The organism is Candidatus Rhabdochlamydia porcellionis (assembly GCF_015356815.2).
Taxonomy (GTDB): Bacteria; Chlamydiota; Chlamydiia; order Chlamydiales; family Rhabdochlamydiaceae; genus Rhabdochlamydia; species Rhabdochlamydia porcellionis.
Genome location: NZ_CP075585.1, coordinates 1,372,222 through 1,388,346 on the forward strand (window position 1 = coordinate 1,372,222; position 16,125 = coordinate 1,388,346).

The following is a 16,125-nucleotide window of genomic DNA, read 5'->3' on the forward strand; positions in this document are numbered from 1 at the left end:
TTAATGGCAAATTTCGTTTAAACATTTTCAAGTTGTAAAATTTTAAGAGAAGTGCAAATGAAGTATTTAGATATAGCCATGTTAGATTTGAAAAAAGCTAGCCTTCAATACAACGTCTGGCTTCATCTAGGGTTATTAGAAGTCAAACAACGTTATCGACGCTCTGTTCTTGGTCCCTGGTGGATTAGCATCAGCATGCTAATCTTCATTGTTGCTATGGGAAAAATTTTTAGTCAATTGTTCAATCAACGCTTAGCTGATTATATTCCTTTTTTTACAACAGGTTTTTTATTGTGGTCTTTTATTTCTAACAATATTAATGAATCAACAGATCTATTTAGATCTAATAGTGGATATATTAAACAAATACAATTACCATACAGTTTATACGTTTTGAAATTTTTAAGTAGAAATCTGATTATTTTAGCTCATAATTTACTAGTTTATTGTCTGGTTATGTGGTTTTTTAAAATCAACCCTGGATGGAATATTTTATGGGGGGTTCCTGGGATGCTTCTACTAACTATTAACCTATATTGGATATGCCTGCTCGTAGCTTTAATTAGCACGCGTTATCGAGATATGACACAAATCATTAATAGTTGCATACAGATCCTTTTTTTTATTACCCCTATTACATGGATGCCTAAATTACTAGGACAAGATTCTTCCATAGTAAAGTTCAATCCTTTCGTTTATTTCATTGAACTTATACGCCAACCTCTTTTAGGCATAAATCCTACTGCTCGTATTTGGCTAATCAATCTGAGCATAGCTTTCATTGGTATATTATTTAGTCTAAATTTTTTTGGACGCGTAAGATCTCGTATATCATTTTGGGTTGATTAAATATGACTACTATTGAATTAGAAAAAGTGACATTGACTTATCCTGTTTATGGAACAAATTCTCGCTCTTTAAAAAATAGTATAATTAATCTGGCAACAGGAGGACGGCTTAATAAAGAGGAAAGAATTATAAAAGTCGAAGCATTAAAGAATATCGATTTAAAATTAAAAGCAGGAGATCGCCTAGGATTAGTCGGACATAATGGAGCAGGGAAAACAACCCTCTTAAAAGTCCTAGCACAAATCTATGAACCTACAGAAGGTCGTCTAAAAATTTCGGGCAAAGCTAACTGTCTTTTTGACATTATGATAGGAACGGATCAAGGACTTACTGGCTATGAAAATATTATGCTCCGCGGACTTCTCTTAGGCCTTTCTAAACAAGAGATAGAACGGATCATACCAAGTATTGAAGAATTTTCAGAGCTAGGAGAATTTTTAAATATACCCCTTAAAAGTTATTCTTCTGGAATGTTAGTGCGCTTGGCTTTTGGCATTATCACAAGCATTCACTCAGACATTCTATTAATAGATGAAGTAGTGAGCGTTGGAGATTCCCAATTCATAGAAAAAGCCAAATCTCGTATTACAAGCCTAATCCATCAAACGGATATTGTAGTGCTTTCTACACACGATCATCAGATGATTAAAGAATTTTGCAACAAAGTTATCCGACTTGAGAAAGGATCCATTATATCATATGAAGAGGTAGATCATGTTAGATAGCAGAATATTAATAACAGGTGCACAAGGTCTTGTAGGAACCTCACTAATAGAAGAATTAAATAGGCAAGGCTATGCAAATCTTATCCCTCTAACAAGAGAGCAATGCGATCTTACAAACTACGAAGAAGTAAAATTATTTTTCCAAAATGCCAAGCCTGAAGTGGTTTTTCATACAGCAGCAGCTGTCTATGGTATTGGAGGAAATGCGAAAAAAAAAGGCTCCATTTTCCTTGACAACACTTTACTCAACACTCATGTGATAGAAGCTAGTAGACTGTCTGGTGTGAGAAAAATTATTGCAATGGGAACAATTGCTGCTTATCCAGAGCCAACAGAGTTTCCCGTAAAAGAAAGCAGCATTTGGAGTGGACCTCCTCATCAATCGGAAGATAGCTATGCCCATGCAAAACGCGCAATGCTTGCGCAATTATTAGCTTACCAAGAAAACTATAGCCTTGATTTTGCATATGTTATCTCTACAAATCTTTTTGGTCCAAATGATAAATTTGACAGCAAATTTGGTCATGTCGTTCCTTCATTAGTTCGGAAATTTTATGAAGCTAAAAAAAGTCATGAGCAAGTAACCATTTGGGGAGATGGTTCAGCAGAAAGAGATTTCTTATATTCTAAAGATATGGCACGAGCTTTAGTTTTAATTATGAAGAGATACACAGGATCTATTAATGTAGCCTCTGGAAGAAGAGTTTCCATAAAAGAGATAGTAGATCTATTAGCAGCCCACTTTGAAATGCAAGATAAAGTTGTATGGAATGCTGCGATGCCTAATGGAAGGGCATTTTACGAAATAGACCTCACTTATTTAAAAAACCTAGGCTATATGCCTATTTACTCTATGGAAAAAGGCTTATCAGAAACCCTAGACTGGTTTACATCAATGTATGAAAAAAATGCAATTAGAGGCTATTCAAATGGAAAGTGCTAAGTCAAGACTGGGTATTATAAGTAGCTATAATGAAGCATGTGGAAATGCTAGCTATACAAAAGCTCTAGTGTCAGCCTTTTCCGATCACTTTGATGTTTCAGTGATTTCTTTGAATGTAGACCTTCTTAGAAAAAAAGACTCTAAAAGCGCAAATGCCTACATAAAAAACATCTGTAAAGAGCTTAAAAATTATGACTACGTGAATATTCAATTTGAAGCGGGATTGTTTGGTTCAAGCACCGCATTGATCTGGAAACGATTTGCTGCAATTACCAGATCTTGTAAAAAAATCGTTTTAACGATGCATCGTTATGATACAATTCAAGAACTTCCTAATCTTGCTTTTATAGGGAAATGTCTCCTTAAAAGAAATATTAAATTACTGTTTTCTGGCTATTTAAAAACTCTAGCCAATAACTACCACGCATCGCTTTACCATCAGATCATTAAGTTGTGTAAAAAAAATAATATTCCTATCGTTGTACATACGCAAAGAGATAGAAACTTAATTGCTATTAAGTATGATTATCATGCTGTTTTTGATCATCCATTATGTTTTTATACACAAGAATATATTGAACTTTTAACTAAAACTGTAACAAAAAAGAGCTTTTGCCAGGCTTACGGTCTTAATGAAGATAAGTTCTATATAGGCATCTTTGGATTTATTAATAAATACAAAGGACATAAAACAATTGTCAGGGCTCTATCTTATTTGCCCTCTAATTATGAAGTGCTTGTCTTTGGAGGGCAACACCCTCATACAATACAAAAAAATGAATCTATCAATGAATATGTGCATTCCTTGATGAGCCTAATCAAGCATCACAATTTTCAAAATAGAGTAAAATTTTGCGGAATGTTAGATGACGAATCTTTTTTAAAAGCATTAATAACATGTGACTTTAATGTACTCCCCTATTTAGAAGTGAATCAAGGCGGCTCAGCTATTGCTTCATTATCTCTAGAAACTAATTCCAATACAATTTTCTCCCAAAATTTAGCTTTTTTTGAATTAGCAAAATACGCTCCTAATTGCTTTAAAATGTTTACAATAGGAAATTTTATGGAGCTTGCTAACGCAATTATGAGTTATAAAAAGACGGATTACTCTTCTCATTTGATGGAATACCATAAAAAATATAACATAAATACAAGTGTAAATCTTTATAAACAGCTATTTCAAATATCGGAACAAACAATAAACTCTGATAAAAAAGCTCATTCTCTTTTCGAATCAATATCCTAAATTTTTAATCTTTAGGATGCTTTAATTTAGGATCTCCAAGCTTCGTTATTTGAACAAAAAATTCAGATGCACCAATAACTGGTTCAGATAGAGAAATATTTAAAATGCCTAACTCATGCAATTTCTCGAAAACTTTTATAAAGCTCTCTGGAGTAAACACTGAACAATGAATATCCAAGTATGTATTAGTTGTAAATGCGTAAAGAGCAAACTCCAGAGCTTCTTGATCTGTATAAGGTCTTCCACACTTAGAAAAAGGCAATAGCCCTCCCTCTGAGCGGGGATAATCAAATACCGATAAACTCAACATATCATAGATCTGAAGAGGGGTAGGTATTTTCTCATCACGAATCCAAATATCAATCAATTCGCCTACTTCTGTTTCTGCACGGTAAAAATCAAATGTATAATATTTATCTGGAACAGCCAGAGATAGAATTCCCCCTGTCTTTAATACGTTAAGAATTTGAGATACCCAAGAAATTACATTAGGCACATGTTCTATGACATGAGAAGCAATTGCATAATCGAAACGTAAATCTTTAGGAACGCAATTCATAAGTAAAGCTTCTGGATACCAAATAAAATCTACTTCAACGGTTTCTTCATCGATCTCTTCAACATTTGAAAGATGATCATGTTTTTTAATTAACTCGGAGGCTGTTGTATAATCTGTATAGAAAACATCGTATTCGGTGCTCAAGAGAGTTGGACGATAAAAAGGTGCAATTTCTAATCCAGTACCATTCAAGGGAAGATTTTTTGTTAACTCTAATACTCGGTCATTGGTTTGAAAACGACCTTGTCCTTTATAATAGGGTCCTACTGCTGCATCTAAACGAACCTCTTTTATAAATACAGCTGCTAAGATCATAATTATAAAAGCCTCTGTCTTAAGAAAATTTTTCATGTGCTCTCCTACTATTTGCTTTGTCTTTAATATAAAAACTCAATAGAGAAAAGCTACTACATAGCTCTAAAAAAAACAAAATAAATATTTGATAACAAAAAAAATGCAGAGGATAAATTTCTTTTTAAGAAAAAAAAGGCGTTTTATTGGTTTGTACGACTCTATCAAAATATTGGATGGTTTTAAGAAGACCTTCTTCTAGACAAATTCTTGGTTGCCAATTCAACAGTGACTTGGCTAAATCAATATCAGGACAGCGTTGTTTGGGATCATCTTGTGGTAATGAGCGGCAAGTTATCGTTGATTGAGAATCTGTTAGCTTAATAATTAATTCTGCTATTTCGCGAATAGTGTATTCCAAAGGATTTCCTAAATTAATAGGCCCTGTTTGATGCTCTTGTGTTTCCATCATAGAAATAATTGCATCAATAAGGTCATCTACATAACAAAAAGAACGGGTTTGCATCCCATTTCCGTAGAGAGTAATCGGAAGATTTTGCAGAGCCTGCACGATGAAATTAGAAATGACTCTTCCATCATTTGGATGCATCCTAGGCCCAAAAGTATTAAAAATACGTACTACTTTGATCGGTAATCCATATTGTCTATGGTAATCAAAACATAGAGTCTCTGCACATCTTTTCCCTTCATCATAACAAGATCTAAGACCAATTGGATTTACATGCCCCCAATACTTTTCCTGTTGTGGATGCATCTGAGGATCGCCATATACTTCACTTGTTGATGCTTGTATAATTGTAGCTTTTTGACTCTGGGCTAGATCTAGCATATTAAGAGCACCTAATACATTAGTCTTCACTGTTTTTACAGGATCTTTCTGATAGTGAGGTGGTGATGCAGGACAAGCAAAGTTACAAATATAATCCACTTTAAGATCAAAAGGTTCACAGATATCTTTTTCCATAAAGGTAAAAGAAGCATGATTGATAAAACCCTGTAGGTTATTTAGAGAACCGGTAAAAAGATTATCTACACAAATAACCTCATACCCCTCCTGCAGAAAACGCTCACACAAATGTGAACCTAAAAACCCGGCACCACCTGTCACTAAAATTTGTTTTTTTGTATCCATTTTATCTTCTATTCGATAAATATAATAATAATGAAATCCTTCATGAACATTTTATTCAATGGCTTTTTCTAAAAAAGGACCTTTTCTTTTATTAGGTAATGATTCATCAATGGCAAACCCCAAGGTTATTAACCAATAATTAATAACATACTATATTCAGGTAAACCCATTACACATCTTAAATTATTGTCTTGGATAATTTGTTTTTACCTTGACGCATTTGCTCTTAGAGCACCTTTTTCTCGATAAGTACTATTTGTGCAAACAGAAAAAATCCATAAAAATAATAAAATCATAGACTTAATCGTTTTTAAAATCACATTTTCCGATAAACTGATGAAATCGATGTTAAAAAGATAATCATTTTCGTCAAGTTATGGATAAAATTTTCATTACAGGTATTGCAGGATTTATTGGGTTTCATCTTGCAAAAAAACTACACAAACTAGGCTTTCATGTTAGCGGTTGCGATAACTTTAATTCTTACTATGATCCTGCTTTGAAACATCAAAGAGCTTTTTATTTACAAGAACTAGGTATTTTAGTGCTTAATTGTGATCTTAACGATAAGGAAATCATAGAGCTACATCTTAAAAGATTGAGTATTTCTCATTTTGTGCATTTAGCTGCACAAGCAGGGATACGCCATTCGATCACTCATCCTGAAAATTATGTACATAGCAATCTCTCCGGCTTCTTCCAGATCCTAGAGATCATAAGAAAGAATCCAAATATTAAGCTAGTTTACGCATCTTCTTCTTCTGTATATGGGAAAGCAGCTAAAACTCCTTTTTGTGAAACAGCGTCTACAGACCAGCCTAGTAGTTTTTACGGAGCTACAAAAAAATGCAATGAGGTTATGGCAGAATCCTATCACAAGCTCTATGAACTTCACTGCACAGCTTTGCGTTTTTTTACTGTTTATGGCCCATGGGGAAGACCTGACATGGCCTATTTTTCCTTTACAAAAGCTATTTTGGAAAATCAACCAATCCCTGTTTTTGGAGAAGGTAAATTAATGCGAGATTTTACCTATGTTGATGATATTGTTGATGGAGTTATAGCTTCTCTACAAAAATCAAATGGATGCAATGATATTTTTAATCTCGGACATCATAAACCCTATAGTGTATCAGAACTTATCTCTTGTCTTGAAACTCTCTTAGAGAAAAAAGCTCTTATTGAATTTCTTCCTACCCCCCCAGGAGATGTACATATTACCTATGCAGATGTATCAAAAAGCAAAAGAGTTCTCAACTTTGATCCCAAAGTTGATCTAAAAGAAGGCCTCTTTTGCTTTATCAAGTGGTATCAAAAACAGTATGGCTAATTAGCGCTTGATAACCTTTCTTCTTATATGTACGCGTACTTGTAAAAACCGCCCAAGCAGCTAATAACGCTATACAAATCACATATAGAGCTGGAGCTGCAATCCAACCAGATGCTTTATATAACCAAAGAGAAATAAAAGCTGTAGAAGTACCGATAATTTGCGAACCTGCTACATGAGCGGTGCATAAAATTCTATAGCGATGCTCTTGTTTAACTAAATCTTGTGCCCAAACGTGATATGTTGCAGAAAATACAACACCTACAATAACCAATAATACACGCCCAATAGTAACCATTAAGATAGAGGAAACAGAAAAACAATAAAAGCAAGGAATAGCTATAATGGCAGTACCAAGTGCTCCTATAAGCATTTGTTTTTCCTTACCTATCTTTGTTGCTAAATAACCAAATAACGGAAGGATACACATATCAAAAAACAAAAGATATGTATTGATTTTGATAATTTGACTTTTCGTAATCGAAGTAACCAAAGGGATATACCCACTGGCCAAAGTAAATGCTAGACAATATATACTAGAAGAAAACCCTGCGGCTAAAGCAACAGTTATAAATATACGTTTATGTTGCAGAAAAATGCTAAAATTTCTTTCTTTTTTCACTTTAAACTTTATTTCTTCTTTGCTTGTAGTTCTTAAAATCAAAGCAACAATGGCAGTGAGCGCTCCTGCCCAAAATAAACAACGCCAATTGATCTCTTGAGCAAAATAACTATAAAGAAAAAGCATAAAAGAAGCCGTTAGCATCCCTAAAACAGAGCTTGCATCATAGAGACCACTCATCCAATTTTTTTTTCTATTTTCTGTTTGCTCTAGCACGAAAATAGCTCCACCCACTGTTTCCCCTCCTGCAAAGAAGCCTTGTAATAAGCGTGCTAGAAGAAGGCCTAGAGGAGCTATCGTACCTACTTGAGCATAGGTTGGCAAAAAACCCATTAATACCGTTGTAATAGATAGACCGGTAAGAGAACTACATAATGCCTTTTTACGACCTAAGTGATCGCCTAACCGGCCAAAAAATACAGAACCAATAAGGCGAGAAAGAAAACCCAATGGCAATATAGCATAAGTCAAAATCAGAGAGATAACAGGATCTTTCTGATCAAAAAATAAAGGAGCTAAGAAAGGAGCTAACAAAGAAAAAAGAGCACAGTCATAATGCTCTAAAAAATTCCCAAAAAAACCTGCAAGAATACTACATTTTGATGATCGCATAACACTCTCTCTACGCTGGTATAATCCAGATCAGATTTAAAGGGTTTAAGCAATAAGCTTATCTCAGCCGTTAAGCACCCCCGGTGATCAGCGGTTATTTTATATGAGTAATGAATTTCAGTAAAACTAAAACAATTTATACGATTAAAATCGAAAATATAGATATTAAATAAAATCTAATCTTTTTTTTAATCTCCTATAAGAGTCCCAAGAGAGAAAAGGTATGAAAATCCATAATGCCGATAGACAAACCCAAAAGGAAAGAAAATCACTTTGTCCTATAGTTGATGCACGAGCCCCTTCCATGACATAAGTCATGGGATTTAAAAGGCCAATCCACCCCATCAAGGGCGCTATTCTATAGATTGTTCTCCAAGGACAATAGTAGCATCCAAGCATATAGAGAGGATTAATAATCATGATCCAAAGCCAACCAGTATTCTTAATTTGTTTAATAAAACAGCTAAGCCAGAGCGCAAAATATCCATAAAAAATATTCATGGTGATTAGCATTGCAAAAAATTTCCAAGGAGAAACAAACGTTAAATCCCATTGCGATAACATTAAGAGTTTTACGATTGGAAATAACAAAGCAGTAAGACAGATTCCGCAACAACTCCATCCTATGGCAATAGAATTGATCCCTAAGAAGGGAGGAATAGGTAGAATAAGCAGATAAGAAATCACCTTATCTGTATTGAGATCTGAAACAAAAGCAGTTATTCGTCCTACCATTTCGTAAAAACCCAATGTGGCGGTTATACCAATAACTATGAAGAGGCAATAGTCTGCCTGGATTCCCATTTGAGGCATGAGATAGTTAAAAACAATAAACATAGTTATTAGTGAAGTACAGCCTTGAATCCATTTGATCTTTAGCTCTCCCCAAAAAATTAACATTTCTTTTCGAACGAGCTGTAAAAATAACCCTATGATTTCTTTTGTAAAAAAATGATCTGCAGAAATCCGCATATAAAACCTCTATGGAAAAATGGGCATGGGTTTGATCAAATGCAAAAAGAGCTTTTCTAAATTTGCTCCTTCCCTTATTTTTTTTGGTGTATCGATCTGTTTTATCACCCCATTATTGATAACGATGATTCTGTCAGATAAAGCTTCAGCTTCCTCCAAGTAATGCGTTGCTAGAATAATTGTTTTACCCTCTTCTTTTAAAGAAAGAATCACCTTTTGTATTTGATTTCTGATACAAGGATCTAAACCAACAGTTGGTTCGTCTAAAATGATAATTGAAGGATCATGTATGAGTGTTCTGGCTAATAAGAAACGCTGCTTATAACCTATGGAAAGAAGATGCAATGGTAAATGCATCACGCTCTCTAATTCAAACTGCTTAATTAACTTCTCTTTTCTATCTTGAATTCTCTGCTTATTTAGGTTGAAGTAGCGACCTGCAAACAATAGATTTTGTTCCAAAGTCAAAATAGGATCAAGGTTAGGTTTCTGAGGAGAAAAGCCAACGCTTCCTCGGTAAGAAAAGAGCTTTTTATAAATACTTGCTCCTTTCCAAAAAATCTGTCCCGAAGAGGGAGCCAAAAGTGTAACTAATATTGATAAAAGAGTGGTTTTGCCAGACCCATTCAACCCTAATAAAGAAACGACTTCTCCTGAGAAAAGGTCTAGTGAGATCCCTTTTAGAACCTCTTTAACTCTGTTTTTGACAAGATAGTGTTTCTTTATATCTATAATTTGTAAAATAGGCACTATTATAAATTCTTTTTAGAGAGTTTTTAACAGAATTTTTCCTGTTTCTTAAACATAAAAATATGTGTTTTAATTAAAATATTATCCCTTTATCAGATATTTTAACAAGAAGATCAGGAGTTATTTTTCTAAAGCACAAAAATAAGGACTTTATGAATAGGCTGTTTTTTTCATTGCAGAGAGAGCTTTTGGCAAATACTCTAAAAGATCTGATGCTATAACACCATATGAAGTCAAATCTTCAGCTGCTTTTTCTCCTGCTATTGCATGAATAAAGCAACCTAAAGCAGCCGCATAACGAGGAGCTAATCGATGGCAGAGAAGAGCTGCAATGACTCCTGTTAGTACATCTCCGCTTCCAGCTGTTGCAAGGGCTGGATCTCCTTGAGTGATGATCAAAGGCAAGAGACCTGAAGCAAAGATAAAAGTAGGAGCACCTTTTAGAACAAGGGTTGTTTGTTTTTCATCTACATAATTTTGACATAAAGATAACCAGTCTATTTCTTGTTTTGTATCTAACCTGAGTAATCTTTTCATTTCCTGTTTATGAGGAGTTAAAATACAAGAAGAAGGGATTTTCCAAGAAGGATGTTTGGCTAAAGAAAATAAAGCATCTGCATCGATGACTAGTGGTTTATTGAACTTAAGAAGATGCTGAACAATTATATCCGTTTTTTTTATACGCCCAAGACCTGGGCCCACTAATACAGCTTTAGCTCGAGCGATTTCTTGGTCTAATGTGTCAAAATTCTTATTATCTAAAGCTTGATGAATAATCTCACAAGGAACTGTAATCTTATCTGGGGAAAATACACGTACAATCCCCGCACCTGATCTCAAAGCTCCATAGCTTGCTAAAACAGCAGCTCCTGTCATTTCTTTAGAACCTGCAACAGCTACAACATATCCTTTTTGATATTTATGCCAAGAACGTTGAATAGGAGGTAATTTGAGAGAGGACAAGTTGAGCAAATGCGCAGAAGCTTTCATTTTATCTTCTGGAAGGCCAAAACGACCTCGAACAATTTCTCCTATATGATCCCATCCATCTCGTAGAAAAAATCCTGTTTTCGCTAATTCTAAATAGATTGTTTTAGTCGCATGTATGGCTATCGATCCAACCTCACCTGTAGTACCATTTAAACCTGAGGGAATATCAACGGAAAGAATAGGAAGATTTGAGCGATTAGCTGTTTCAATGGCAGAAGCTAGCGCGTGATCTGCACTCTTTTTCATTCCAGTTCCTACAAGAGCATCTAGAATAAGGCCTGCATGGTTCATCCTCTCTTGTATTTTTTCCAAAGAGGACTCTACTTTTCCTCCTTGAGAGCAAAAATTTTCATACATATTCCGACATAAAGAACTAAATTGCTCTATTCGGTAAATAGGATAAGCTATAACAGAGTATCCTTTTTCTATTAAGACTGCGCCTGCAGCAAAACCATCTCCTGCGTTATTTCCTCTACCTGCAAAAAGCAACACTTCTTTATTTAATTTCTTTTCTTGAATAAATTTTTCTACTTCCATTGCAACAGAAATCCCTGCCTGTTGCATAAATTCTAGTTCTGAATAACCTCTTTGGAAAGCTCTACTTTCTATATCCTTCATCTCTTGAGCTGTAACAACTTTTATCCCATCTAATTCCATTATAAGTGCTCTTCCTTAATAGCTCTTTGCAAAAGAGATTTTACCGCGTCTCGTGGATCTAATTGTTCATAGAGTATAGAGCAGATAGCAGCTGTAATAGGAACAGGAATATTTTCTTTTGCTGCTAATTGCAGTGCGGAAATACATGTATAAGCCCCTTCAACTACCATGTTGATTTTTTCTTGAGCTTGCTCTCTTGTTAACCCGTCTGCAATTAACCTTCCAAACATATAATTACGACTAAGCTTGGACAAACATGTAACACAGAGATCTCCCAATCCAGATAAACCATTTAAAGTTTCTGGATTACATTTCTTGGTAACAGAGAGCTTTCGAATTTCATGCAAGCCTCTTGTCATTAAAGCAGATTTGGTATTATCTCCAAATCCCAACCCATCTGAAATACCACAAGCAATAGCAATGATGTTTTTCATCGCTCCACCAAAAGCTACTCCATTTATATCTACATTAGGGTAGATTCGAAAATAAGAGGTCATAAACAAATCAACAACCTGATGCATCAAAGGAACATGATAAGCTGCGCACACAATCGAAGTAGGCAATTTTTGAATAATTTCTTCTGCATGACTTGGACCGCTTAAACAAGCAATCTTATCCCGCATCTTTTCCCCTAAAACCTCTAGCACAACTTCATGCAATAACAAACCGGTATTTTGCTCAATTCCCTTAGAAGTAACAATAACAGGACAATGTACTTTTCCTTTTTCCAGCACTTGTTCAAAAACAGGGCGTATTCCTTTTGAAGTAACCGATTCAACAATATATTCAGCCTCTTCAATAGCCTCTGATAAATTAGAAGTAAAGCTAAGATTATCGCTTGCCTTAAAACGAAGTAGCTTAGGATGTTCTCTTTTTTCTGATAACAACTTGGCAAATTCTGGTTTTGTTGTCCATAAAATGACTTTATGACCTTTTGATGCAAGCAAAGCTGCTAAACAAAAGCCCCATGTCCCTGCGCCTAAATAGCCAATTTTCATTCAGATCCTTTTTTTTCTTTTTTTGAATAATCCCGTACTATCTATTTATTTTAATGAGAAAATAAAGTACATATATTATATAACCTATTCTAAATCATTTCTCTCATAAGCAATCAATGCTTTCTTGGCGTTTTCTAAATCACTTAATTCTTTTAAAGGTGCATATGTAAGGCAACGCGGATAAAGAAGGGCAGAGCTGCGAGGTAAGTGCTCTAATACATCAAAGAGAAATTTTTCATATTTCCAAATAAAGCAAGAGGTTTGTTTGGTTTGATTAAAGGAAAACAAATTCGTTTTTTTTCTAGCTAAATGTAAAGGCAATTTTATATGACGATAAAGGTTTTGTAAATCAGATAAACAAAAGCAAAATATATTTACATTACAAAAAAGAAACTCTTTATATTTCTCTGGAGAGATTTCTGAATATTCTATAATTGAAATACCTCTTTTTTTCTGTGCTACAACTCCCATATTCTCTCGAGAAGATTCTCTTTCTACAACTTTTAAAGCCACACTCAAACCAGACTCTACTGTATAGCCTGTGAGCTCCGGATCTAAGGGATCTGTTAAAGGATTGTCTATGGGGATCACATGAATATATTCTATCTGCAAATTTCGCCATAAATCTGCAATTTTGCTTGTAAAAAAACAATCTAATACGTCGCCATTGCCATTGGGACCTTCTGCTATTTTACCAGACGCTTCTAAGCACCAATTGCCTTTTTCATCTAAAAAGGGAAGGCTTTCTTGTGAAAAAAATTGTACTTGAGAACTCTTCAATCCAAAAAAATGATTTTTTTTAAAAAAGTTTTCCGTTTCCACATGATTAGATAAAGACGTCATAATCGCGACTTGCAGATACTGCCCTAGCGACTGCTTTTTTTGAATTCTTTCACAAAGCCTTTGAAATAAACTTTTCTTACAGATGGGAAATGTGCCTTTGGGACCCTTCCAGTTCAAACGAGACCCATCCCCTCCAGCTAATATAATACAACCTACTTTTCCTCCGTTGATAAGTTCACAACCTAATCGTTTGTAGCTTTTTGATCCTAGCAAGCCAGGGTTTTTTAAAGGCGTGGATACAATGGGTTTTTTATCAATACTAAGCAACTTTCTCTGCTGCATTAAAAGAGAAGGACTTAAGCGTTGTGCTTGCTGCCAAAACACTTCTATCTGATCACTACCTAGTGTTTCTAAACCATATAAGAGATGAGCTTGATCTAAGGAATGAAAATGTTGGGATAAAAACTGTTTTAGCATACTTATTTCTGAAGTTCACCAAGGGTTTTTAGGACTTGTTTAACTGAAATATTACAAATATCTTTGTGCTTTGCAATGAGTGGAATATGCTGCAGCAATGGATTGGGAGACTGCACTTGCTGTTTCAATACTCCTTGCCTAGGATCTGCCCATAAAGATATCACATTCAATTTAAAGGGACTATTTAAATAATACGTCATAGAAAGCACTCCTGAATCTGGAGTAAGTAGATAGCAACAACGATTCTTAATAACAGAGAGCATCTCTAATAAAGTGGTTTCTCCTCTTAAATCAATAACTCCTTCTTGTAAAAACGGCATTTCTTTAGAGAGCCCAAATAAGATAGGGGTTAATTTTAATTCAGAAAATAGTTGATATAGGCACTCTTTCCAATAAATAACAGGCCAATTTTTCTCATACTTGTATTTTGTTTCTGTCTGAATGTGAATCGCTATGTATTTTTGCGTAGGATTCAATCTAAATTGCTCACATAAGACATCGTATTTTTCTAACCAATTCAACTTTGGAGTGATTCTTCCCAGTTGCCACTTTAACCAACGCGTAGGGTCTGGATGTTCTATAATTACGTCAAATGACTCCTCGCTTTTTTGCAGGCAAGCTAAAGAGCTTTTAAGATTAAAGGGCTTCCCTCTTTTCCAAGAAGGATCTACAAGCACTTCTATTTGATTTAATAAACTAAACCCTAAAAGAAGATCAGACCGTGTAAGAAAAGTAATTTTAACATCAGGTATGAATTCACGAATTCGGTATATCAAAGCATAAAGACCCAGAGGAATATCTCCTAATCCTCGATTCCAACAAATCAAAAAATGCTTGCTTTTTCTCTTTGCTGCATTTTTTAATAAACGATCAAAATAGGAAATTTTAAATGTATATAGTAATGTATCAAGCATTCTTTAAAATTTTTAAGAGGGTTGGTTAAACAACGCCTGTACAACTTGTTGATAAACTTCTTCTACTTCAATGGCTCTCATACAGCGAAAATCGATAGGACAAGTACGCTTATAACAAGGAGAACATACGACGTGTTTATGGATGACTCTACCTTGAGAAAAAGGACCAGTTACTATCTCATTAGTAGAGCCGAATAATGCAACAACAGGTACCTGTAATGCATCAGCAATATGCATAGGCCCACTATCATTAGAAAGAAAAACTCTACACAGAGAAATTAGGCCAGCCAATTCTCTTAGAGAGGTTAATCCAGCCAAATTTATAGCTCTTTCTGGCAGAGTCCGGCAAATGCCTTTAACAAGAGATTCACTCTCTTGATCTCCAAAAAATACAAGATGAATTTTTTCGTTTTGTAATAGCTTATGAGCCACCTTCGTAAATCTTTCGGGCATCCAGCACTTAGCTGAACCATATGCAGCAGCTGGATTTATACCGATTAAGATATCACTCTCTTGCACTCCTTGCCGCTTAACTAGCTCTTTTGCTGCTTGTATTTCTCGACCAGCAAGATATAGTCGGGGTTCTGTTTTTGAAACAGGAATCCCTAATGCAGACAATAGCATTTTATATGTCTTAACGAGATGTTGTTTTCTCAATTGTGATGGACGATTAACAGGATGAGTTAATAAAAAACTTCTAAAATTGCCCCTGTATCCTATCCGATAAGATATGTGTCCTTGGTAAAACCACCAGGAAGAAGAAAATGAATTGGTTAATAAAATGCCCAAATCATATTTCCCCTGACGTATTTTTTCTATAAGATCTCGATGCCTATCTCGACGGTTAAATCCACTAGATTTGCTAAAGCAAAATATCTCATCGATATCGGGATCCATCTCTAATAACTGACAAACCCCTATACGACACATCGCTGTAATCGAAGCTTTTGGAAAAGCTCTGCGCATATCAGAAAGAATAGGAGTTGCCATGACAAAATCCCCTATCCAATTAGGCATACGTATGATGATATTTTTAGGTTCTATGCGTTTCATTGATTTCATGCACTCATAATAATAATAATCAGTAAAAACTCACAAAACAATTCGTTTTAATAGCAGTGCTGCAATCACATCACATCGCCTAAATGAGCTAAGTTTCTTAGGGGTCTTTCCGAGGAACTATAATGGGGTTCTTGTTTGTGGTACTAAGTAAAACCGCATCAATTACTCTTTAAAATCATTCTGCTAAAT

The 16,125-nt window shown here is 34.9% G+C and carries 15 protein-coding genes and 1 riboswitch; of the genes, 5 read left to right on the forward strand and 10 right to left on the reverse strand.

Annotated elements, in window-relative coordinates; genetic code table 11:
* The first annotated feature begins 57 nt into the window (after nt 1–57).
* Genes RHAB15C_RS06510 through RHAB15C_RS06525 form a run of 4 tightly spaced genes read left to right on the forward strand, consistent with a single transcriptional unit; the run spans nt 58 to nt 3,766 of the window.
* Nucleotides 58–849 carry an ABC transporter permease gene (locus RHAB15C_RS06510; protein WP_194845149.1) on the forward strand — a complete coding sequence of 264 codons (792 nt, stop codon included), beginning with the start codon at nt 58–60 and terminating at the stop codon, nt 847–849.
* 2 nt (nt 850–851) lie between these two features.
* Nucleotides 852–1,574, forward strand: coding sequence for an ABC transporter ATP-binding protein (locus tag RHAB15C_RS06515; RefSeq protein WP_194845148.1), 723 nt, complete (start codon nt 852–854; stop codon nt 1,572–1,574).
* A complete protein-coding gene (locus tag RHAB15C_RS06520) occupies nt 1,564–2,517 on the forward strand; it encodes an NAD-dependent epimerase/dehydratase family protein (RefSeq protein WP_194845147.1) in 954 nt (317 codons plus the stop codon). Before RHAB15C_RS06515 ends, RHAB15C_RS06520 begins: the two co-directional genes overlap by 11 nt.
* Nucleotides 2,474–3,766: a glycosyltransferase family protein gene (locus RHAB15C_RS06525; RefSeq protein ID WP_194845146.1), complete on the forward strand. Its 1,293-nt coding sequence runs from the start codon at nt 2,474–2,476 to the stop codon at nt 3,764–3,766. The genes RHAB15C_RS06520 and RHAB15C_RS06525 overlap by 44 nt, the downstream gene beginning before the upstream one ends.
* Nucleotides 3,767–3,770: 4 nt before the next feature.
* On the opposite strand, the gene RHAB15C_RS06530 is transcribed toward RHAB15C_RS06525, so the two are convergent.
* Nucleotides 3,771–4,676 (reverse strand): methyltransferase domain-containing protein, encoded by a 906-nt coding sequence (locus RHAB15C_RS06530; RefSeq protein WP_194845145.1) that lies wholly within the window; start codon nt 4,674–4,676, stop codon nt 3,771–3,773.
* A 124-nt stretch (nt 4,677–4,800) separates the two neighbouring features.
* Nucleotides 4,801–5,769: a UDP-glucuronic acid decarboxylase family protein gene (locus tag RHAB15C_RS06535; protein WP_194845144.1), complete on the reverse strand. Its 969-nt coding sequence runs from the start codon at nt 5,767–5,769 to the stop codon at nt 4,801–4,803.
* 376 nt (nt 5,770–6,145) lie between these two features.
* Here RHAB15C_RS06535 and RHAB15C_RS06540 point away from each other — a divergent pair, with 376 nt between their 5' ends.
* Entirely contained in the window at nt 6,146–7,099 is a 954-nt protein-coding gene (locus RHAB15C_RS06540; protein ID WP_194845143.1) for an NAD-dependent epimerase/dehydratase family protein, read from the forward strand.
* On the opposite strand, the gene RHAB15C_RS06545 is transcribed toward RHAB15C_RS06540, so the two are convergent.
* The 8 genes from RHAB15C_RS06545 to waaF form a co-directional block, all read right to left on the reverse strand.
* Nucleotides 7,071–8,333, reverse strand: a complete 1,263-nt coding sequence (locus tag RHAB15C_RS06545) for an MFS transporter (protein ID WP_194845142.1) — start codon at nt 8,331–8,333, stop codon at nt 7,071–7,073. The two genes, RHAB15C_RS06540 and RHAB15C_RS06545, sit on opposite strands and share 29 nt — an antisense overlap.
* Nucleotides 8,323–8,425, reverse strand: a riboswitch (TPP riboswitch). Its footprint overlaps the gene before it by 11 nt.
* 73 nt (nt 8,426–8,498) lie before the next feature.
* Nucleotides 8,499–9,305, reverse strand: coding sequence for an ABC transporter permease (locus tag RHAB15C_RS06550; protein WP_194845141.1), 807 nt, complete (start codon nt 9,303–9,305; stop codon nt 8,499–8,501).
* Between the two features lie 9 nt (nt 9,306–9,314).
* Nucleotides 9,315–10,055 (reverse strand): ABC transporter ATP-binding protein, encoded by a 741-nt coding sequence (locus RHAB15C_RS06555; protein ID WP_194845140.1) that lies wholly within the window; start codon nt 10,053–10,055, stop codon nt 9,315–9,317.
* Between the two features lie 150 nt (nt 10,056–10,205).
* A complete protein-coding gene (locus tag RHAB15C_RS06560) occupies nt 10,206–11,702 on the reverse strand; it encodes an NAD(P)H-hydrate dehydratase (protein ID WP_194845139.1) in 1,497 nt (498 codons plus the stop codon).
* Nucleotides 11,702–12,700: an NAD(P)H-dependent glycerol-3-phosphate dehydrogenase gene (locus RHAB15C_RS06565; protein ID WP_194845138.1), complete on the reverse strand. Its 999-nt coding sequence runs from the start codon at nt 12,698–12,700 to the stop codon at nt 11,702–11,704. The genes RHAB15C_RS06560 and RHAB15C_RS06565 overlap by 1 nt, the downstream gene beginning before the upstream one ends.
* Before the next feature lie 84 nt (nt 12,701–12,784).
* The gene (locus tag RHAB15C_RS06570; RefSeq protein WP_194845137.1) at nt 12,785–13,960 is read right to left on the reverse strand and encodes a UTP--glucose-1-phosphate uridylyltransferase; all 1,176 of its coding nucleotides are present in this window, start codon (nt 13,958–13,960) and stop codon (nt 12,785–12,787) included.
* Nucleotides 13,961–13,962: 2 nt separating this feature from the next.
* Complete coding sequence (locus RHAB15C_RS06575; RefSeq protein WP_194845136.1) at nt 13,963–14,874, reverse strand: glycosyltransferase family 9 protein; 912 nt, start codon at nt 14,872–14,874, stop codon at nt 13,963–13,965.
* Between the two features lie 12 nt (nt 14,875–14,886).
* Nucleotides 14,887–15,927 (reverse strand): lipopolysaccharide heptosyltransferase II, encoded by a 1,041-nt coding sequence (gene waaF, locus RHAB15C_RS06580; RefSeq protein WP_246587552.1) that lies wholly within the window; start codon nt 15,925–15,927, stop codon nt 14,887–14,889.
* Nucleotides 15,928–16,125 lie beyond the last annotated feature (198 nt).

What these genes read in the sequence shown, in the direction of transcription:
- RHAB15C_RS06510 (WP_194845149.1), top strand. Translation starts at nt 58, where the DNA reads ATGAAGTATTTAGATATAGCCATGTTAGATTTGAAAAAAGCTAGCCTT.
- RHAB15C_RS06515 (WP_194845148.1), top strand. Translation starts at nt 852, where the DNA reads ATGACTACTATTGAATTAGAAAAAGTGACATTGACTTATCCTGTTTAT.
- RHAB15C_RS06520 (WP_194845147.1), top strand. Translation starts at nt 1,564, where the DNA reads ATGTTAGATAGCAGAATATTAATAACAGGTGCACAAGGTCTTGTAGGA.
- RHAB15C_RS06525 (WP_194845146.1), top strand. Translation starts at nt 2,474, where the DNA reads ATGAAAAAAATGCAATTAGAGGCTATTCAAATGGAAAGTGCTAAGTCA.
- RHAB15C_RS06530 (WP_194845145.1), bottom strand. Translation starts at nt 4,676, where the DNA reads ATGAAAAATTTTCTTAAGACAGAGGCTTTTATAATTATGATCTTAGCA.
- RHAB15C_RS06535 (WP_194845144.1), bottom strand. Translation starts at nt 5,769, where the DNA reads ATGGATACAAAAAAACAAATTTTAGTGACAGGTGGTGCCGGGTTTTTA.
- RHAB15C_RS06540 (WP_194845143.1), top strand. Translation starts at nt 6,146, where the DNA reads ATGGATAAAATTTTCATTACAGGTATTGCAGGATTTATTGGGTTTCAT.
- RHAB15C_RS06545 (WP_194845142.1), bottom strand. Translation starts at nt 8,333, where the DNA reads ATGCGATCATCAAAATGTAGTATTCTTGCAGGTTTTTTTGGGAATTTT.
- RHAB15C_RS06550 (WP_194845141.1), bottom strand. Translation starts at nt 9,305, where the DNA reads ATGCGGATTTCTGCAGATCATTTTTTTACAAAAGAAATCATAGGGTTA.
- RHAB15C_RS06560 (WP_194845139.1), bottom strand. Translation starts at nt 11,702, where the DNA reads ATGGAATTAGATGGGATAAAAGTTGTTACAGCTCAAGAGATGAAGGAT.
- RHAB15C_RS06565 (WP_194845138.1), bottom strand. Translation starts at nt 12,700, where the DNA reads ATGAAAATTGGCTATTTAGGCGCAGGGACATGGGGCTTTTGTTTAGCA.
- RHAB15C_RS06570 (WP_194845137.1), bottom strand. Translation starts at nt 13,960, where the DNA reads ATGCTAAAACAGTTTTTATCCCAACATTTTCATTCCTTAGATCAAGCT.
- RHAB15C_RS06575 (WP_194845136.1), bottom strand. Translation starts at nt 14,874, where the DNA reads ATGCTTGATACATTACTATATACATTTAAAATTTCCTATTTTGATCGT.
- waaF (WP_246587552.1), bottom strand. Translation starts at nt 15,927, where the DNA reads ATGAAACGCATAGAACCTAAAAATATCATCATACGTATGCCTAATTGG.